Below are 17,581 nucleotides of genomic sequence, written 5' to 3' on the forward strand. Positions count from 1 at the left end.
TCGCCGCGCGCCGGCGAGTCTTCGGCCACGCGGGCAGCCACCGAGTCATCCATGAGGTAGACGATGCACCATCCCTCCCTGTTCAAGAGTTTTTTCCTTGGCGGTTTCGAGTGTTCCAACCACCGACGTAGCGACGGTCGACGTCTCGATCTGATTGCCGCGACCGGCCATGACCGCTGGGCCGCCCACGACTACGCCGAGCTGCACCGCCACGGCCTGCACAGCGTGCGCGACGGTCTGCGCTGGCACCTGATCGAGCGCCAGCCGGGGCAGTACGACTGGTCGAGCTTCCTACCCATGCTGCAGGCGGCGCAGCGCCAAGGTACCCAGGTGATCTGGGATCTGTGCCATTACGGCTGGCCGGACGACATCGACATCTGGCGGCCGCAGTTCGTCGAGCGCTTCGCCCGCTATGCCGCGGCGGCCGCGCAGCTGATCAAGGACGAGACCGGCGAGGTGCCGTTCTATGCGCCGCTCAACGAAATCTCCTTCTGGGCCTGGGCCGGTGGCGACGAGGCCTATTTCAATCCGATGGCCCGCGGCCGTGGCTTCGAGCTCAAGCACCAACTGGTGCGCGCCACCATCGCCGCGATGCAGGCGATCCGCGCGGTCGAGCCACGGGCGCGCTTCGTCCAGGTCGATCCGGCCATCCATGTGGTCGCGGGCAACGACCGGCCCGGCCCACAGCGCGACGCCGAGCGCTTCCGCCAATCGCAGTTCGAGGCCTGGGACATGCTATGCGGCGAGCAATGGCCGGGGCTTGGCGGCGCGCCGGAGTACCTCGACGTGCTGGGCATCAACTACTACTCGAACAACCAGTGGTACCACGGTGATGGCCGTACCATCGAGCGCGACAACCCGGACTACCGACCATTCAAGGGCATCCTGCGGGAAATCCATCAGCGTTATGGGAGGCCGTTGCTGATTGCCGAAACCGGCGCCGAAGGCGACGTGCGCGGCGACTGGCTGCGCTATGTCAGCGAGCAGGCGGGTCTGGCGATGCAGGCCGGGGTGCCGGTGGAGGGCATCTGCCTGTATCCGGTGCTGGATTACCCGGGCTGGACCGACGAGCGGCACTGCCCGGTCGGGCTGTTCGGCTTTCCCGACGAAAACGGCAAGCGCTGCGTGCATGAAGGGCTGGCCGACGAACTGCGGCTGCAGCAGATGCGTTTAAGCCACTCCAGCCCGACTCTACAGCTAGCCGAAGCCACGCCATGAACCAGGCGGCCGCCGTGCCTCAGGCCAAGCCGGACGAGCTGCCGCTACCCAGCCGCCCGGTGGCCTTTCTCTGGCATTATATCTGCGCCCGGCCCTGGCATTTCGGTGGCTTGCTGGCGCTGATCATCGGTGCCGCCAGCTGCGCGGTGGCGGTGCAGTACGGCATGAAGTTATTGGTCGATGCCATGGCCCAGGGCACGGCGGATCGCGGTGCCGCCAACGTCTGGTGGCCGCTGGGGCTGTTCCTCGGCCTGATCGTCACCGAGAACGTGTTCTGGCGCCTGGGTGGCTGGCTCGGCTGCCGCACCGTGGTGGCCAGCGTGGTGGATATCCGCGTCGACCTGTTCAAGCACCTGACCGGCCACCCGATGCGTTATTTCACCGAGCATTTCGCCGGCTCGCTGGGCAATCGCATCTCTGCCGTTGGCCAGGCGGCTGGCGCCATTTACGGCGGGCTGGCCTGGAAGATCGTGCCGCCGATCGTCGACTTTCTCGGCGCCGTGGTGGTGTTGCTCACGGTGGACGTGCGCATGGCCGTGGCGCTGATCATCTTCGTCGCCATCGTCGCCGTGCTGATCACCGGGTTCGGTATTCGTGGTCGCTACAAGCATCAGTGCTTCGCCGCGCAATCGGCACGGGTCGGCGGCGAGCTGGTGGATGCAGTCTCCAACGTCTGGACCATCAAGGCCTTCTCCGCCCGTGATCGCGAGGCCGAACGCCTGGCCCACGAGATCGGCTTCGAGGCCCGCGCCCAGCGGCGCAGCTGGATGTACCTGGAAAAGGCGCGGGTGATGCACGACATCTGCCTGTCGGTGATGGCCGGCGGCATGCTGATCTGGGCGATCCAGCTGTGGGTAGGTGGCGAGGTCACGGCCGGCGACGTGGTGCTGGTCAGCGCGCTGACCTTTCGCATCCTGCATGGCTCACGGGATCTGGCGCTGGCGCTGGTGGACGCCACGCAGCAGACCGGCGCCATCGACGATACCCTGCGCATCATCGTCCAGCCCCACGGCCTGGAAGATACCGACAACCAGCTGATGCTCGCCGAAGGCGACATCACCTTCGAGCGCATCAGCTTCAGCTACCCGGATCGCGGCGCCGTGTTCGAGGGGTTGGACCTGCACATTCCGGCGGGGCAGAAGGTCGGTGTGGTGGGCTCGTCCGGGGCCGGCAAGTCGACCCTGATCAACCTGATCCAGCGCCTCGACGATGTGCAGGACGGCCGCATTCTCATCGACGGCCAGGACATCCGCAGCGTCAGCCAGGACAGCCTGCGCGAGAAGATCGCCGTGGTGCCGCAGGAAACCGCACTGTTCAACCGCAGCATCCGCGAGAACATCCGCTACGGGCGCCCGGACGCCAGCGACGAGGAGGTGGTCGCGGCCGCGCGCAGCGCCTTCTGCGACGGCTTCATCCGCGAACTGCCGCAGGGTTACGACACCCTGGTCGGCGAGCGCGGCGTGATGCTTTCCGGCGGCCAGCGCCAGCGCCTGGGTATCGCCCGCGCATTCCTCAAGGACACACCGATCCTGATCCTCGACGAGGCGACCTCGGCGCTGGATACCCAGTCCGAGGGCGAGATCCAGGCGGCACTCAACCTGCTGGTGCACAACCGCACCGTGGTCGCGGTGGCGCACCGCTTGTCCACCCTGGCGAGCTTCGACCGCATCATCGTGCTGCGTGACGGCCGCATCGTCGAAGATGGCCCGCCGCAGGAGCTGCGCCGCCACGGCGGTGAGTTCGATGCGCTGTGGCGCATGCAGGCCGACGGCTTCGCCCAGCAAGCCGATCCCAGCGCATGAAACGCGCAGCGGTGACCTCGCGCAGCCTGCGCTCGCTTGGCTACGACCCGGAGCAGCAAGTGCTGGAAGTGGAATTCAGCAGCGGCGCGCTGTACCGCTATGAAGAGGTCCCGCCCGAAGCGGTGCAGGCCTTGCTCGAAGCCGACTCGCTGGGTCGGCATTTCAATCAGGTGTTCAAGCCGCAGCATTACCGCTATCGGCGCGTGGAGTGATCGTGCCGGGAACCGCGTGGATAAGCTGCGCGTTATCCACCAGAGTGATTCGCCGCCCGCCATCGGCGGATCGACCGTTCCGCTGAACTTCCGGGGCGCTCTGCGGGCCTCAATCAACAGGACGCGTCATTACCGAGCGGAGGCTCTTCAGACCAGAAGGGGATTGTTCAATGTCGGATCATCACACGTACAAGAAGATTGAAATCGTCGGCTCCTCGCGCAACAGCGTCGACGAAGCGATTCAAAACGGCATCGCCGAAGCCAGCAGCAAGCTGCAGAACGTCGAGTGGTTCGAGGTTGGCGAGATTCGCGGCCACGTCGAGAACGGCAAGGTCGGGCACTTCCAGGTGACCATGAAGGTCGGCTTCCGCCTCGAGAACAGCTGATCGCCACGCGCGGCCGCCGGTCAGTCGGCGGCGCCGCGGCTGCGTTCGTAGCGACGCAGCAAAGGCTGGGTGCTGAGCCCGTGCAGCACGATGCTCAGCGCTACCACCGATAACACCAGGCCGATGATGGTCTGCGCTTCGTCCGGCAGCAGGCCGTGGGTCACCGCGTAGCTCAGGTAATACAGGCTGCCGATGCCTCGTATGCCGAACCAGCCCGCTGTCAGGCACTGACCGCGGTCGAGGTAGCGCCGCGGCATCAGCAGCATCACGCTCAGCGGCCGAATCAGCAGGAACAGCGCCAGGCCGAGCGGCACTGCACGCCAGTCCCAGTGCACCGAGACCAGCACCCCGAGCATGGTCACCAGCAACACTTCCAGGCTGCGTTCCAGCTGCCCGCCGAAAGCCAGCACATCGCCCATCAGCACGCCCGCGGCGACCCGCGGTTGTCCGAGCTGTCGGTCATCCAGTGACAGCGCGCGCGGCGCTAGACCCCCTTCGGCAAGATGCGGCACGGCATCGTTGATCAGCTCTTCGGACGGCGTCTCCGAATCATCGGCGGCGGCGATTTCCGCGTGGCGCAGGCCGAGGCCCGCGGCGAACACGGCGAGAAAGCCCCAGGCGCCGGCCAGCTCGGCGCCGACGTAGGCCAGCGCGATCAGCGCCAGGGCCAGCGAGTCGTTGGGCGACATGGCGGTATCGGTATGCCGTGCGCGCAGGTAGATGGCCACTCGGCCGACCAGTTTGCCCAGCAGGAAGCCGATCAGCAGCCCCGCCGGCACCGCCCACAGCAGCCTGTGCAGCGCCCATTCGCCGACCCAGTCGGCCTCCAGCTGGCCCTGGGCGATGAGCATCAGACCAAACACCACGAAGGGAAACGCGGTGCCATCGTTGAAGCCCGCTTCACCGGACAGGCCGTAGCGCAGGCGGTCGCTGTCGCGGGCATCGTTGACCTGCACCAGGCTCGCCAGCACTGGATCGGTGGGCGCCAGAATCGCTCCGATCAGCACCGCGACACCCCAGCTCAGGCCGAACACGTAGTGGCAGAGCAAGGTGACGCCACCGATGCAGGCGAGCATCACCGGCCCGGCCAGTACATAGGCGCTCTTCCACGCCGGATGCCGCAGCGGCATGCGCAATTTGAGGCCGCTGACGAACAGCGACACCAGCACGGCGACTTCGGTGAGATGTTCCATCCAACCGGCGATATGCAGGAATTCCATCTCCCACAGGCCGATGCCGAGCTGGCCGATGAGCACGCCGAAACCGAGGTAGATCAGGGACGTGGTGATTGGCAGCCAGCGCAGGAAGGCCGAGGCGAGGGCGAGGATCAGCAGCAGGACGCCGAGCACGGCCATCCATTCGAGAAAATTCATGCGTGTTCCGATGGCGGGGCGCGGTGTTGCGCCCAGGGGTGTGTGCCATTGGAACGGTGGCCGGCGGCAGGGTTCGCCGACAGGGCCGAGGTAGGCCGCCGCCGGCCAGGGCAGCGGCCGGCTTTCTACTGGCGCAGCTCGGCGACGATCTCGAAGGCGCGATGGCGGTCGGCGGTTTCGTAGAGGTCGCAGGTGAAGATCAGCTCATCGGCCTGGGTTTGCTCGAGCAGTACGTCGAGACGCGCACGAACCTTCTCCGGGCCGCCGATCAGCGCCAGGCCGAGGAAGTCGCCCACAGCCTGCTGCTCATGCGGCAGCCACAGGCCCTGCATGCTTTGCACCGGCGGGCGCAGGACCAGGCTCTGGCCGCGGATCAGCGAGAGGATGCGCTGGTAGACGCTGGTCACCAGGTACTCGGCCTGCTCGTCGCTGTCGGCGGCGATCAGCGGTACGCCGAGCATCACGTAGGGCTTGTCGAGCACCGCCGAAGGCTTGAAGTTGTCGCGATAGAGCTTGATCGCCTGGTGCATGTAGCGCGGCGCGAAGTGCGAGGCGAAGGCGTAGGGCAGGCCCTTGGCCGCGGCCAGCTGGGCGCTGAACAGGCTGGAGCCGAGTAGCCAGATCGGTATGTTGCTGTTCACTCCCGGCATGGCGATGACGCGCTGATTGGGCTGGCGCGGACCGAGCAGCAGCTCCAGCTCCTCGACGTCCTGCGGGAAATCGTCGGCGCTGCCCATGCGGTCGCGGCGCAGCGCATGGGCAGTGAACTGATCGGCACCGGGGGCGCGACCGAGCCCGAGGTCGATGCGGCCCGGGTAGAGCGCTTCCAGGGTGCCGAACTGCTCGGCGATCACCAGTGGCGCGTGGTTCGGCAGCATCACCCCGCCGGCACCGAGACGGATGCGCGTGGTATTGGCGGCCAGGTAGCCGAGCAATACCGCGGTGGCGGCACTGGCGATGCCGTCCATGTTGTGGTGCTCGGCCACCCAGAAGCGCTGGAAGCCGAGCCCCTCGACGTGACGCGCCAGGGCCAGCGCATTGTGCAGCGCCTGGGCCGGCGTGCCGTCGTCGCGGATCGGCGCCAGGTCGAGAGCGGAAAAGCGGGTGTTTGCAATGCGGGACATCGTTTACCTCATGACGTAAGGCGGTCGGGTGCGAGCGGGCTCAGCGGCAATGTTCGGCCTCGGCCTCGACCAGCACGTTGCGCTGTTCGTCGCGCAACCAGCCTTGTGGGGTGAAACCCAGCGAGCGGGCCTGGAACAGGTAGCGCTGGCCGGGTTGGAAGTCGTCGTAGCGGATCACCAGGGTGCAGCGAATGGTGTGGGTTTCGCCGAACAGGCCGAAGTCGCCCCCTGTCACTTCGAATTCGTAGCGCGCTTCGAGTTCATGGGCGCCCGGTGGGACCTGGAAATAGCGGCCGTCGGGGGTGCGTTTGCCGTCCAGCTGGTCGGACATGAAGATGTCGCTGGGCTGCGCGGTCATGTCGACCCAGGCCATGTTCGGGTCGGGTTGAGGCAATGGCCCGGCGCAGCCGGCCAGGACGAGAAGGGCGGGCAGGACGAGGGGGAGTGCGCGACGCATGGCTGGATCCTCGGCGAATGGCGGGGTGAGACGCGCTGCACCTCACCGATGCCGCCGAGGGTGCGCCAGATGACGGCGCATTTCAACGCGAACTCAGCGGCCGGCGAGGTCGCCGCAGCCCTTTTCCTCGGCGCGCGCCAGCACGTACTGGTGCTGGTCGTAGAGCTTGGCCCAGGGCCTGAAGCCATAGCCGCCGGCCACCAGGCGATAGCGCGCGCCGGCGGTGAACTTGTCGTATTCCAGGGTCAGCTTGCAGTCGCGCGGCAGCGGGTTGCTGCCGGGGCCGACATTGGCGCCATTGACCTCGAAGCGGTAGCGCATCTCCAGCTTGCGGCTGCCAGGCTGAACCTGGAAATAGCGATCGTCCTCCAGCGTCTTGCCGTCCACGGCGACCGCCTGCAGCTGGGTCTCGCCGTTCGGGTTGAGCTCGACCCAGGCCTGCTCGGGATCGGGCTTGGGCATCCACATGGAGCAGCCGGCCAGGCTGGCGAGCAGGGTGACGATAAGGAAACCGCGCATGTACAAGGCTCCAGCCGGTGATCAGTGGCCGGCAAGGGTTCGATTGAGGACGTCATGGGCTGCCGCAGGTTGCAATCGGCAGCACGGCCTTTGTAGGGTGCGCTACGCGCGCCGGCGCCAGCCCGGCCACTGAGTGGTACACCCGATGCCCAAGCCCAACGCCGCCTCCATCGACAGCCGCAGCCTGCGCTGGGTTCCCCTGTTGCTTGCCGTCTGTCTGAATGGTTGCAGCTATTACGGCCAGCTCGCCGCTGGCCAGCTTGATCTGCTGCGCCAACGCGAACCCATCGAAGCGCTGCTCGCCGATGAATCGCGCGATGCGGCGTTGCGTCGACGGTTGGGCGAGGTACTCCAGGCGCGTCGCTTCGCCAGCCAGGCGCTGGCGCTGCCGGACAACGACAGCTATCGGCTCTACGCCGAACTGGACCGGCCCTATGTGGTGTGGAACTTGTTCGCCACCGAGGCGTTCTCGGTCAAACCGCTGGAGCATTGCTTTCCCATCGCCGGTTGCGTCGCCTATCGCGGTTATTTCCGCCAGGGAGCCGCCCGCGGCGAGGCAGCGCGGTTGCGCTTGAGCGGGCTGGATACCCATGTGGCAGGTGTCGAAGCCTATTCGACGCTCGGCTGGTTCGCCGATCCGCTACTCAGCTCGATGCTGCGGCGCAACGACGAGCAGCTGGCGGCGCTGATCTTCCACGAACTGGCCCATCAGCAGCTGTATCTGCCCGGCGACACCGCCTTCAACGAGTCCTACGCCACCTTTGTCGAGCGCGAGGGCTTGCGCCAGTGGCGTGCCAGCCGCGGGCTGCCGCAGCGGGATGAACAGGCGCGGGTGCACTATCGGCAACTGGTTGAGCTGCTGCTAGATACCCGCCAGCGCCTCGACCAGCTGTATGCCTCGGGTCGCTCGACAACCGAGTTGCGCGCGCTGAAGCAGGCCGAGTTCGCGACGCTGCGCCAGCGCTATCGACACTTGCGTGACAGCCAGTGGAACGGCGATAGGCGCTTCGATCGCTGGTTCGCCCAGCCACTGAACAACGCCACGCTCTTGCCGTTCGGCCTGTATGACCGCTGGGTGCCGAGCTTTGCCGCGTTGTTCGAGCGGTGCGAGCGGGACTGGGCGCGCTTTCACCAGGCGGTTGCGGCACTCACGGATCTGCCTGCCGACGAGCGGGAAGCCAGGCTTTTGGAGCTGGCCGACTGAACAGGCGAAACGGTAGGGCCTGTTGCCGTGGGCGTTACGCGCCGTTATGCCTCTTGCGTCGAAAATCCCCGAACTGCCGTTCATCGGCAGCGATACGCCTGTCCGCTGAACGGTGCGAATCGTTTTCCGAACCCTCCGGTCCTCTTTACTAGGTCGCCGATTTCATACGGCGGCGATCCACCTATGCCTGATATCCACGCATAACAACGGAGGCTCCATGGAGACCATTTCCGGAATTTTCGACAACAAAGGCACGCCACTGGAGAAGCAGAAGTTCACCTGGAAGGAGATGGCCGGCAAGCCGATCAGCAAGCTCGATGACGATGCCTTTACCCGTGTCCGCATCATCCTCATGAACGGCGTGGAGACCGACGCCCTGCGCCTGAGCCACGGTATCGCCCGCTTCAACAAGGAACTGCGCCTGCCGCTGGCGCAGATCCGGCGTACCGAGCAGCACCAGGCGACGATGGTCAACTGGCTGATCGGCGCCGACCATTCGCCGCTGGAGACCACGGTCGCCTACGAACAGGTGGCGATCGAGGTGACCGCCGCAGTGGCACAGAACGAGCCCGATCCCTACCAGGCGCAGACCTATCGCTTCGGCCTGCTGGAAGACTTCGACCACCTGTACCGCTACGCGGCGATGCTCGATCGCCTCGAGGGCAAGGACGCCAACAACATCCTGCAGGGCTATACCGACCTCGTTCCGGGCCGGCCGACTTCCGAGCATCACCGCCATCCGGAGAACGACATCCGCGACAATTACGAGAAGAACAGCGCGGCGCTGATCACCAAGATCCACGCGGCGCTGATCACCGGCGCGGAATACCAGACCCACGACTACTACCAGAACATCGGCCCGCTGTTCGCCGATCCGCTGGCGCGCCAGCTGTACGCCGAGATCGCCTCGGTCGAAGAGCAGCACGTGACCCAGTACGGCTCGTTGTCGGACCCCAGCGAGAGCCATATCGAGAAGTGGTTGGTGCACGAGGCGATGGAGGTATACATGTATGCCAGCTGCGCCGAGCAGGAGAGCAACCCGCGCATCAAGGCGATGTGGGAGCGTTTCCTCGACTACGAGCTGGGCCACCTCAACGTTGCCTGCGAGTGGTTCAAGAAGATCGAGGGCCGCGATCCGGCCGAGATCCTCGCCGGCCCGCTGCCGAAGATGGTCGAGTTCAAGAGCCAGCGTGACTTCGTGCGCCAGGTGCTGGCCGCCGAGGTCAACCTGCGCACCGCCGGCCCGGCCTACGTGGACAAGGCCAAGGAGCCGCAATCGTCGCTGGATTACCGCAACCATCTCGCCTCGCAAGGGCTCGCCTCGGACATCGTCTCGGCGGGTTACCAGTGGGCACCGGGTGGTGAACTGATGCGCAAGGCTTCCTGAGGAGACTGACATGGCTACTGCAGCGAAAGTGGGTACCAATTACACCGGCGTGCAGATGTCCCCGAAGGACACCAAGCGCCTGCTCGAAGCGGTCAACGAGATTCACCCCGACGTGCCGGGTGATGAGCGCGGCATGCTCGTCGAACGCACCGAGCGTGCGGCCGAGGCCGACCGAATCGGATCGGTGCCGGTGCCGGGTTCGGCCAAGGGCATGCTCAAGACCGGCTTCGACATGATGAAAGGCAAAAGCCCCGAGGTGTTCATCGACAAGCTCGGCGAGCGCCTGGCCTTCGAACGCAACGGCGTGCGCCTGTACGAGGCGATGATCGCCAAGGCGCGCAACCTGGACTCGGGCAACGACCTGGTGGGCGTGCTGCAGCACATCCGCGACGAAGAGTTCGAGCACATGATGCTGGTGCATGCGGCGATGGAAAAACTCGGTGCCGACCCCACCGCGCAGACGCCCAGCGCGGATGTCGCCGGGGTCATGGCGATGGGCATCATGCAGGTGCTGACCGATCCGCGGACCAACGTCGCGCAGTGCATGAACGCACTGCTGACGGCTGAGTTGGCGGACAACGCCGCCTGGGAACTGCTGATCGAACTGGCGCAGGCGGCCGGTCATCCGAACATCGCCGATAGCTTCGTTCATGCCAAGACTCAGGAAGACGACCATCTGGTGAAGATCAAGACGCTGATGCGTCGGGATCTGATCATGCAGACCAAGTAACAGCGTGCGAGCGGGACGCTTTGGCGCACATCACTGAAAGGGATGTGCGTCTTTTTTATGGGCTCGGGAAAGGTGATGCGGAGTTAGGGGCATTATCGGCTTTTTTTAGTGGCCGATTTCCGAGCTGCTTGGCGGCTTGGTTTCGCCCTGCTGGGCGACTCACTTTTTTCAGTCGCGAAAAAAGTAAGCAAAAACGCTTTGCCCCTGCCATCCGGGTCTCGCTGCGCTCGACTTCCCTCGTTCCATCGTCGCTCCGGGGGCCGGCGTACAAGGGCCATCCATGGCCCTTTACGCCTCTCGCGGCATCCATGCCGCTTGCTCCCCTCCGCAACGATTCCACTCGGCCTCCTGAAAGGGGCGAATGGCATCGCCTGATAGCGTGTGCACAGGAAACCAGTAAAGCGGACGATGGTGGCCACGCTCCTGCCTGAGCATGCCGTAGAGATGTTAGCGCCCTTGATGCAAGTACGAGGGATGAGCCCGCGCATATGAACGTGGAGCTTTGGGCCATAAGTGAACATCTGAACGCCGGGTAAATCGGTCCATCTGTTCATCTTGCACAGCCTACCAGGCGACTCCAAACGCCCCTTCAGGAGGGTGAACGGAGCCGTCGTGCAGAGGGGCGAGCCGCAGGGATGCGGCGAGAGCCGTAAAGGGCCATGGATGGCCCTTGTACGGCGACCCTCGGAGCGGCGGCGTAGTGAACGAACCCGGAGCGAAGCGCAGGGCCGGATGCAGGGGCAAAGCGTTTTTGGTTACTTTTTCCGCGTCTGGAAAAAGTGACTCGCCCAGCAGGGCGAAACCAAGTCTTCAGGCAACTCGCCAACGGCCATGAAGCAAAACGTTCATCCAACGCGCCCAAGTCCCTTGAATTCCGAATGACCAAAAGAAAGAAAAAGGGGTGCCGCCTGCGCGAACACCCCTCTTCGACGATAACCGGCGAGCCGGTCAATCGTCCCCGACACTCGCCGTTTGCACGGTACAGCCCCAGACTTCCAGCGCCGGCTGGTCCGCTTGTGGCGGGCCTAGCCATTCGCTCATCGCGTGGCAACGCTGGTCAAAACACAGTTGGTAATCCCCTGCCTCGGGGGTTCGCCCCAGGCGCAGGAGTGGCAACGCAGGCATCTGGCGCTGGTAGTGCCAGGCCCCGTCGCGCAGTTCGGCGTCATCCGGGATTTCCATCCCGGCACCAGAACCCTTGACCCGCGCTTCGCCGAGCAGCAGCCCGTCCGGCGTCACGCGGTAATCCTCTTCCCAGCGGATCTTCTCGATCGTGTGGTTCCACGCCAGGGTGAAGGCGGGGGCGGGCACTTCGGCCCACACCACGCCTGCCAACCCCAGGCACAGACCGATCATGCAGCCGCCAGACGCTCGGCGCGGCGGGCGCGCCAGATGTGCTGAGCGAGGAAGATCGCGCCGAGGGCGAAGCCGACCTCGTCACTCATCGGCGTGGCGAGGATCATCGCCGCACCGGCGACGAAGCCCAGCAGCTTCTCCCACAGTGCCATGGGCCGCTGCAGGTAGCCGGTGAACACCGCGCCCCACAGGCCGATGGCGAAGGCGGCCTTGAACAGCATGTACAGCGTGGCGCCCCAGTCCCCGCCCTGCATCATCAGCGCCGGGTTGTACACCGCCATGAACGGCACGATGAAACCGGCGATGGCGATGCGGATGGCCCACATGCTGATCTTCAGGCCCTTCTCCTTGGCGATCGGCGCGGCGGCGAAGCAGGCCAGCGCCACCGGCGGGGTGAGGTCGGCCATGATGCCGAAGTAGAAGACGAACATGTGCGAGACGATCAGCGGCACGCCCAGGTCGAGCAGCGCGGGTGCGGCGATCGAGCTGGTGATGATGTAGTTGGGGATGGTCGGGATGCCCATGCCCAGCACCAGGCAGGTCAGCATGGTCAGGATGAGCGAAAGGAACAGGTTGTTCTCGCCGACCGCGAGGATGTACCCCGCGAAGGTCGAGGCCACGCCAGTCAGCGAAACGATGCCGATGATCACCCCGACCAAGGCGCAGGCGATACCCACCGGCACCGCATGGCGCGCGCCTTCGACCAGCGCGTGCAGGCAGATGACCAGGGTGTCGCGGCCGCCCTTGATGAACCAGCAGACCACCACCAGCGCGGCGATGACCGCGAAGATCACCCCGATGCCGAGCTGGAAGAAACCGGCGCAGAGCAGGCCGAGGGCTATCCAGAAGGCGATGCGCAGGCCGAACGACGACACCTTGAGGATGATTGCCGAACCGAGGATGACGATCGCCGTTAGCGCCAGGCCGATGGTGCCGGCGAACATCGGTGTGCGTCCGGAGAACAGCAGCCAGACCAGCACCAGCAGCGGAATCAGCAGGTACCAGCGTTCCTTCACTGCGGCCCAGGCACTCGGGCACTCGTCCTTCGGCAGGCCCTTGAGGCCGGCGCGCTTGGCTTCCAGATGGACCATCCAGAACACCGAGCCGAAGTACAGCAGGGCCGGAATCAGCGCGGCCTTGGCGATCTCGACGAAGGGCACGTTGATGGTCTCGGCCATGATGAAGGCCACCGCGCCCATCACCGGCGGCATGATCTGGCTGCCCATCGACGAGGTGGCCTCGACGCCACCGGCGAAGGCCGGGCGATAGCCGAAGCGCTTCATCAGCGGAATGGTGAACTGGCCGGTGGTGACCACGTTGGCCACGCCGGAGCCGGTGATGGTGCCCATCAATGCCGAGGACACCACCGACACCTTGGCCGGGCCGCCGAGCTTGTGGCCGAACAGGCCCATGGCGAAGTCGGTGAACAGCTTGATCATCCCCGCCTGCTCGAGGAACGAGCCGAACAGGATGAACAGGAAGATGTAGGTCGCCGAAACGTAGGTCGGCGTGCCGTACAGGCCTTCGGTGCCGAACGACAGCTGGTTGACGATCTGGTCCAGGTAATAGCCACGGTGGGCGAGATCACCGGGCAGGTATTCGCCGAGCAGGCCGTAGGCGAGGAACAGCCCGCAGATGATCGGCAGGGCGATGCCCATCACCCGGCGAGCGGCCTCGAAGACCAGCACGATCAGCGTCAGGCCGACCACCATGTCGGTGGTGGTCATGTCGCCGGAGCGCTGGATCAGGTCCGCCTCGAAATACCACTGGTAGAAAAAGGTCGCGAAACCGGCCAAGCCAAGCAGCCAGGCCACTGGCTGGAACGGCTTGCCGTTGCCGCGGGCCGGATAGCAGAGGAACACCAGCAGCAACAGGAAACCGACGTGACCGGCACGCAGCACCTGGCTGGACACCGGGTGAAAGGCGGCGGTGACGATCTGATAGATGGAGAACAGCAGGGCGACGTAGAACAGCGCCCTCGGCCATTCGCTGGGGCTGGCGTGCAGCCCTTGGCTTTCGCTCATGGGAATCACTCTCTCACTGCAAGGTGGGGCCTGTAGAAGCAGGCTTGCCAACGAGGCAACGCGGGCAAGCCTGCTGCTACAAGGATGCGGGCTGGAGCAGGCCGCAGGGCCCGCTCCGCCCGTCTGTCAGCGCTGGGTTACTTGAGAACCCCGGCTTCCTTGTAGAAGCGCTCGGCACCCGGGTGCAGCGGAATCGGCAGGTTCTTGGTGGCGTTTTCCAGCTTGATGTCCTTGGCGGCGGAGTGGGCGTTGCCCAGGGACGACAGGTTGTCGAACATCAGTTTGGTCATCTGGTAGGCCACTTCATCGGAGACCTTCTCGTGGCTGACCAGGATGTTGGTGATGGCCACGGTCGGAACGTCGGCATCCTGACCGTCGTAGGTGCCGGCCGGAATCACGCCGGCCTGGTAGGCGTCGCTCTCGATCTTCTCGACCACGGCGGCCGGAATCTCGACGAAGGTTACCGGCATGGTGCTGGCAAGGTCGCGGATGGCGGCCATGCCCAGGCCCGAGGACTGCAGGGTGGCGTCCAGCTGGCGGTTCTTGATCAGCTCGACCGACTCGGCGTAGGGCAGGAACTCGACGCGGCCCATGTCCTCGTAGCTCAGGCCGGCGGCCTTGAAGATCGCGCGGGCGTTCAGCTCGGTGCCGGACTTCGGCGCGCCGACGGAGATGCGCTTGCCCTTGAGGTCTTCCAGGGTCTTGATGCCGGACTCTTCGCTGGCAACGATCTGGATGTAGTTGTTGTAGGTACCGGCGATGGCGCGCAGGCGCTTGAGCGGAGCCTTGAAGCCGGCGTCCTCGACACCGTTCCAGGCGTCGGCAACCGAGTCACCCAGGGAGAAGGCCAGTTCGCCACGGCCGGCCTGCAGCAGGTTGAGGTTTTCCACCGAAGCCTTGGTGGCCTGCACGGAAGTCTTGGCGCCATCGATCTTGTTGTACTGCTGCGACAGGGCCACGCCGATCGGGTAGTACACACCGCTGGTGCCGCCGGTGAGGATGTTGATGAAGGTCGGCGCAGCGACGGCCGCGGTGCTGGCAGTGAAGGCCGCAGCGGCAGCGAGCAGGCCCAGGCGTTTGGTCAGTCTCATGGTGGATCTCCGTTTCGTTTTTATTGGTTGACGCAGCATGTTGACGATAGACGATGCCGCGTTCGGGAACGCGCCAGACGAACAAGCAGAGGGGCGATGACACCGGAGAGTCCGGAGGATGGATATCGCTGGTAGCTCTTCTTGTCGTTGGAATCGCATCGAGCACATTGCCATTAGCAGAAGCCGTGCCAGTCCGTCGCGACGCTCTGGATAGGCCTTTGCCGGCATCCTTGGATGGGTCATCGGCAAGAATCCGCCTATTGTTGTCGGGGTGTGGGCGGAAAACCGCTCATTGCTGTGCGAACCCCTGTCCGTCGCGGCCTTCGAATGAGTGAGCGAACGCGGAGGCGGTATGACTGCAGAAATAGGCGCAGAGGATCTGGGCATCGACGTGACCCGCGGCGAGGCGGAGCTGTTCAAGTGGTTCGTCGCCAGCTTTCTGTTCGGCAAGCGCATCCAGCGCGACATCGCCGCCGAGGCGTACCGGGTACTGGTGGAGCGCAACCGGCTCGACACGCCGCGCAAGCTGCGTGACTGTGGCCCGCGCGGGTTGGTCCAGCTGCTCGGCCAGGCGCGCTACGTGCGCTACGACGAGTCCACTGCCGCGCGCCTGCTGAAGCTCGGCGACAAGCTGCTGACCGAGTACGACGGCAGGCTGGGTCGCCTGCGTGAACTGGGTGTGACGCGCGACGGGGTGGAGAAGCGGCTGCTGGCGTTCGAGGGCGTCGGGCCGAAGACCGTGGAGATCTTCCTGCGCGAGGCGGCGCGGGTCTGGTTCTGAGCGCGCCGGACGGCGCTTGCCAAGGCCAGCCGAAGGGTTAGAGTGGCGCCATCGCACCGCCGAAGTCCGCCATGCGCATTTTCCTGCTCGCCCTCAGTCTGTTCCTGCCCATCGCCGCCAGCGCCGCGCCGGCGCCCTATTACCAATGGCAGAGCAAGCTCGACGGCACCATCATCTGCCGCCAGACCTCGCCGGGCGAGGGCTGGCAGAAGCTCGACGGCCGCCCGTTCCGTGACCTCAATTGCAGCATGCCGGCCGCGCGGGTCGAACGCCCGGGCAGCGTGCCGGATTTCCGTCCGCAGCCGGGGCGTTAGAGCCGACGTCAGCCCGGAATCCGCTCCATGCTTCATGGCGCGTCGGAGGCCCTGCCCGACGTTTCGCCATGCAACGGACCCATGGTGGATAAGCTTCGCGTTATCCACCCTACGATCCCATCGCCATCGCCATCGCCATCGCCATCGGTAGGGTGGAAGACCGCGCAGCGTTTTCCAGGTGTTGCGAGCAGGCGGCTCGGTGTTTCGTCCGCTGCTGGACGATGGGAGCCGCAAGCTCGGTTTCTCTCCTAAGCGCTAGAGCGTCATCCCGTCGTATGCCAGGCATACGTTGTCCGGCAGTTCCCGTGACGCCTGCATGAACCAGGCATCCAGCTCGTGGCCGATATGGGTCAGCACGGCCTGCGTCGGTTGCAGCTCCTCGATGCTCTGCAATGCGCGGGTCAGGTCGTTGTGGTTACGCGGTGGCGTATCGCGCGGTGGTGTCGAGCAGTCCAGCACCAGCACGTCCAGCGCGGTGTCCTGCAGCAGTTCGCGCGTGCTGTCCGGCAGGCCGCCGGTGTCGGTGAGGTAGGCGATGCAGCGGCTGTGACCTTCCAGCAGGTAACCGAAGGTGGGTTTCGAGTGCACCAGGGGCAGCGCGGTGACGCGCAGCGTGCCGAGCATGCGTTGTTCGAAGGCGGCGAATGGTTCGCTGAAATCGAGGATGCCGGGGTGTTTGTAGAGGTCGGCGAGGCCCTCTGTGTCGTCCGGGCCGAGCACCGGAATGTGCAGCCCGGTGCCCCAGCGCAGTTGCAGCAGGCCCTGGGCATGATCGGCGTGGTAATGGGTCTGCAGGATGCCGCTGAAGCTGCCCGGGGCGAAGCGCTCGCAGAGGTCCGGCAGGCCGCTGTCGAGCAGCCAGCGCTGGCCGCCACAGTCCACCAGCGCCGAGCAGGCACGGCGGCGGCGACTCGGGTCGAGCTGCGCGGCACGGCAGGCCGGACAGGCGCAGTTGTACACCGGCACCTGCGCGGCACCGCCGGTGCCGAGCAGGGTCAGCCGCATTGGCGGTGCTCGTCGAGCAGCTGCAGCAGGCGCTCGACGCTGCGCTCCAGCGAGGCGGAATTGTCCAGGCGGATGTAGTCGTCCAGCTCGCCGCTGAACAGCGCGTTGCGCGCCAGGCGCGCCTCGATCTGCTCGGGCGTCTCCCGGCCGCGGGTCAGCAGGCGCTCGCGCAGCACGTCCTGTTCGACGGTCAGCAGCACCGCCAGCAGATCCGGGTAGCGCCTGCGCGCCTCGGGCAGATAACCACGCGAACCATTGACCAGCACATCCTCGCCGGCCGTCAGCCAGGCGTCGATTTCGGCGGGGATGCCATAGGCCAGCCCGTTGGCGCGCCAGCTGAGGGCAAAGGCCTGCTCGGCCTCCATGCGTTCGAACTGCTCGGCGCTCACCGAATGCGCGGCTTCACCGATGGCCTCGGCGGAGCGGGTGATGACCCGCCGGGCGATGCGCACGCCGCGCACGCCGCGCTCGGCGAGCGCGGCGCGTGCGGCGTCGAGCAGACTGTCCTTGCCGGCGCCGGATGGCCCGGTCAGGTAGATCAAACGGCCTTGCATGGGGTTACTCCCGATCATCGAAGCCAGCGCAGTGGCAGGCAGTA

Annotated in this window: 18 protein-coding genes; 9 read left to right on the forward strand and 9 right to left on the reverse strand. The window is 65.6% G+C overall.

The features are described from left to right. Window positions 1-63: 63 nt before the first annotated feature. The 4 genes from CW305_RS19570 to CW305_RS19585 all read left to right on the forward strand — a co-directional run bounded on the left by CW305_RS19570 (window position 64) and on the right by CW305_RS19585 (window position 3,618). Window positions 64-1,218, forward strand: coding sequence for a glycoside hydrolase family 1 protein (locus CW305_RS19570; protein ID WP_104098701.1), 1,155 nt, complete (start codon window positions 64-66; stop codon window positions 1,216-1,218). Next, complete coding sequence (locus CW305_RS19575; protein ID WP_104098702.1) at window positions 1,215-3,020, forward strand: ABC transporter ATP-binding protein; 1,806 nt, start codon at window positions 1,215-1,217, stop codon at window positions 3,018-3,020. The genes CW305_RS19570 and CW305_RS19575 overlap by 4 nt, the downstream gene beginning before the upstream one ends. Then, window positions 3,017-3,232 (forward strand): KTSC domain-containing protein, encoded by a 216-nt coding sequence (locus tag CW305_RS19580; protein WP_041013851.1) that lies wholly within the window; start codon window positions 3,017-3,019, stop codon window positions 3,230-3,232. Before CW305_RS19575 ends, CW305_RS19580 begins: the two co-directional genes overlap by 4 nt. 170 nt (window positions 3,233-3,402) lie before the next feature. Continuing rightward, a complete protein-coding gene (locus CW305_RS19585) occupies window positions 3,403-3,618 on the forward strand; it encodes a dodecin (protein ID WP_014818555.1) in 216 nt (71 codons plus the stop codon). Between the two features lie 20 nt (window positions 3,619-3,638). On the opposite strand, the gene CW305_RS19590 is transcribed toward CW305_RS19585, so the two are convergent. From CW305_RS19590 to CW305_RS19605, 4 genes are all read right to left on the reverse strand, one after another. Then, window positions 3,639-4,991, reverse strand: a complete 1,353-nt coding sequence (locus CW305_RS19590; RefSeq protein WP_104098703.1) for a cation:proton antiporter — start codon at window positions 4,989-4,991, stop codon at window positions 3,639-3,641. A gap of 125 nt (window positions 4,992-5,116) precedes the next feature. Further along, window positions 5,117-6,115, reverse strand: a complete 999-nt coding sequence (locus tag CW305_RS19595; RefSeq protein WP_041013852.1) for an LLM class flavin-dependent oxidoreductase — start codon at window positions 6,113-6,115, stop codon at window positions 5,117-5,119. Window positions 6,116-6,155: 40 nt separating this feature from the next. Beyond that, window positions 6,156-6,572: a PA0061/PA0062 family lipoprotein gene (locus CW305_RS19600; RefSeq protein ID WP_104098704.1), complete on the reverse strand. Its 417-nt coding sequence runs from the start codon at window positions 6,570-6,572 to the stop codon at window positions 6,156-6,158. A gap of 93 nt (window positions 6,573-6,665) precedes the next feature. Beyond that, window positions 6,666-7,091 (reverse strand): PA0061/PA0062 family lipoprotein, encoded by a 426-nt coding sequence (locus tag CW305_RS19605; RefSeq protein ID WP_104098705.1) that lies wholly within the window; start codon window positions 7,089-7,091, stop codon window positions 6,666-6,668. 145 nt (window positions 7,092-7,236) lie between these two features. Between CW305_RS19605 and CW305_RS19610 the strand changes: the two genes are divergently transcribed. The 3 genes from CW305_RS19610 to CW305_RS19620 all read left to right on the forward strand — a co-directional run bounded on the left by CW305_RS19610 (window position 7,237) and on the right by CW305_RS19620 (window position 10,412). Next, window positions 7,237-8,295, forward strand: coding sequence for an aminopeptidase (locus CW305_RS19610; protein ID WP_104098706.1), 1,059 nt, complete (start codon window positions 7,237-7,239; stop codon window positions 8,293-8,295). A 217-nt stretch (window positions 8,296-8,512) separates the two neighbouring features. After that, window positions 8,513-9,682, forward strand: a complete 1,170-nt coding sequence (locus tag CW305_RS19615) for a hypothetical protein (protein ID WP_104098707.1) — start codon at window positions 8,513-8,515, stop codon at window positions 9,680-9,682. A gap of 10 nt (window positions 9,683-9,692) precedes the next feature. Next, entirely contained in the window at window positions 9,693-10,412 is a 720-nt protein-coding gene (locus CW305_RS19620) for a ferritin-like domain-containing protein (protein ID WP_104098708.1), read from the forward strand. A gap of 948 nt (window positions 10,413-11,360) precedes the next feature. Here the strand turns inward: CW305_RS19620 and CW305_RS19625 are convergent. The 3 genes from CW305_RS19625 to CW305_RS19635 all read right to left on the reverse strand — a co-directional run bounded on the left by CW305_RS19625 (window position 11,361) and on the right by CW305_RS19635 (window position 14,883). Further along, window positions 11,361-11,768, reverse strand: coding sequence for a DUF1850 domain-containing protein (locus tag CW305_RS19625; RefSeq protein ID WP_014818563.1), 408 nt, complete (start codon window positions 11,766-11,768; stop codon window positions 11,361-11,363). Further along, a complete protein-coding gene (locus CW305_RS19630; protein ID WP_104098709.1) occupies window positions 11,765-13,792 on the reverse strand; it encodes a TRAP transporter permease in 2,028 nt (675 codons plus the stop codon). Before CW305_RS19630 ends, CW305_RS19625 begins: the two co-directional genes overlap by 4 nt. 137 nt (window positions 13,793-13,929) lie before the next feature. Then, window positions 13,930-14,883 carry a TAXI family TRAP transporter solute-binding subunit gene (locus CW305_RS19635; protein WP_104098710.1) on the reverse strand — a complete coding sequence of 318 codons (954 nt, stop codon included), beginning with the start codon at window positions 14,881-14,883 and terminating at the stop codon, window positions 13,930-13,932. 352 nt (window positions 14,884-15,235) lie between these two features. Here CW305_RS19635 and CW305_RS19640 point away from each other — a divergent pair, with 352 nt between their 5' ends. Continuing rightward, complete coding sequence (locus CW305_RS19640) at window positions 15,236-15,664, forward strand: DNA methylase (RefSeq protein WP_104098711.1); 429 nt, start codon at window positions 15,236-15,238, stop codon at window positions 15,662-15,664. A 71-nt stretch (window positions 15,665-15,735) separates the two neighbouring features. Beyond that, a complete protein-coding gene (locus CW305_RS19645; RefSeq protein WP_104098712.1) occupies window positions 15,736-15,978 on the forward strand; it encodes a hypothetical protein in 243 nt (80 codons plus the stop codon). Between the two features lie 255 nt (window positions 15,979-16,233). On the opposite strand, the gene phnP is transcribed toward CW305_RS19645, so the two are convergent. After that, entirely contained in the window at window positions 16,234-16,983 is a 750-nt protein-coding gene (gene phnP, locus CW305_RS19650; RefSeq protein ID WP_104098713.1) for a phosphonate metabolism protein PhnP, read from the reverse strand. Beyond that, window positions 16,974-17,537, reverse strand: a complete 564-nt coding sequence (gene phnN / locus CW305_RS19655) for a phosphonate metabolism protein/1,5-bisphosphokinase (PRPP-forming) PhnN (RefSeq protein WP_104098714.1) — start codon at window positions 17,535-17,537, stop codon at window positions 16,974-16,976. Before phnN ends, phnP begins: the two co-directional genes overlap by 10 nt. Window positions 17,538-17,581: the final 44 nt, after the last annotated feature.

Origin of the sequence: Stutzerimonas kunmingensis (assembly GCF_002929225.1) — a bacterium.
GTDB lineage: Bacteria > Pseudomonadota > Gammaproteobacteria > Pseudomonadales > Pseudomonadaceae > Stutzerimonas.

Excerpts from the sequence above, each read along its gene's own strand:
- CW305_RS19570 (WP_104098701.1), top strand. The coding sequence starts at position 64 with ATGCACCATCCCTCCCTGTTCAAGAGTTTTTTCCTTGGCGGTTTCGAG.
- CW305_RS19575 (WP_104098702.1), top strand. The coding sequence starts at position 1,215 with ATGAACCAGGCGGCCGCCGTGCCTCAGGCCAAGCCGGACGAGCTGCCG.
- CW305_RS19580 (WP_041013851.1), top strand. The coding sequence starts at position 3,017 with ATGAAACGCGCAGCGGTGACCTCGCGCAGCCTGCGCTCGCTTGGCTAC.
- CW305_RS19585 (WP_014818555.1), top strand. The coding sequence starts at position 3,403 with ATGTCGGATCATCACACGTACAAGAAGATTGAAATCGTCGGCTCCTCG.
- CW305_RS19590 (WP_104098703.1), bottom strand. The coding sequence starts at position 4,991 with ATGAATTTTCTCGAATGGATGGCCGTGCTCGGCGTCCTGCTGCTGATC.
- CW305_RS19595 (WP_041013852.1), bottom strand. The coding sequence starts at position 6,115 with ATGTCCCGCATTGCAAACACCCGCTTTTCCGCTCTCGACCTGGCGCCG.
- CW305_RS19600 (WP_104098704.1), bottom strand. The coding sequence starts at position 6,572 with ATGCGTCGCGCACTCCCCCTCGTCCTGCCCGCCCTTCTCGTCCTGGCC.
- CW305_RS19605 (WP_104098705.1), bottom strand. The coding sequence starts at position 7,091 with ATGCGCGGTTTCCTTATCGTCACCCTGCTCGCCAGCCTGGCCGGCTGC.
- CW305_RS19610 (WP_104098706.1), top strand. The coding sequence starts at position 7,237 with ATGCCCAAGCCCAACGCCGCCTCCATCGACAGCCGCAGCCTGCGCTGG.
- CW305_RS19615 (WP_104098707.1), top strand. The coding sequence starts at position 8,513 with ATGGAGACCATTTCCGGAATTTTCGACAACAAAGGCACGCCACTGGAG.
- CW305_RS19620 (WP_104098708.1), top strand. The coding sequence starts at position 9,693 with ATGGCTACTGCAGCGAAAGTGGGTACCAATTACACCGGCGTGCAGATG.
- CW305_RS19625 (WP_014818563.1), bottom strand. The coding sequence starts at position 11,768 with ATGATCGGTCTGTGCCTGGGGTTGGCAGGCGTGGTGTGGGCCGAAGTG.
- CW305_RS19630 (WP_104098709.1), bottom strand. The coding sequence starts at position 13,792 with ATGAGCGAAAGCCAAGGGCTGCACGCCAGCCCCAGCGAATGGCCGAGG.
- CW305_RS19635 (WP_104098710.1), bottom strand. The coding sequence starts at position 14,883 with ATGAGACTGACCAAACGCCTGGGCCTGCTCGCTGCCGCTGCGGCCTTC.
- CW305_RS19640 (WP_104098711.1), top strand. The coding sequence starts at position 15,236 with ATGACTGCAGAAATAGGCGCAGAGGATCTGGGCATCGACGTGACCCGC.
- CW305_RS19645 (WP_104098712.1), top strand. The coding sequence starts at position 15,736 with ATGCGCATTTTCCTGCTCGCCCTCAGTCTGTTCCTGCCCATCGCCGCC.
- phnP (WP_104098713.1), bottom strand. The coding sequence starts at position 16,983 with ATGCGGCTGACCCTGCTCGGCACCGGCGGTGCCGCGCAGGTGCCGGTG.
- phnN (WP_104098714.1), bottom strand. The coding sequence starts at position 17,537 with ATGCAAGGCCGTTTGATCTACCTGACCGGGCCATCCGGCGCCGGCAAG.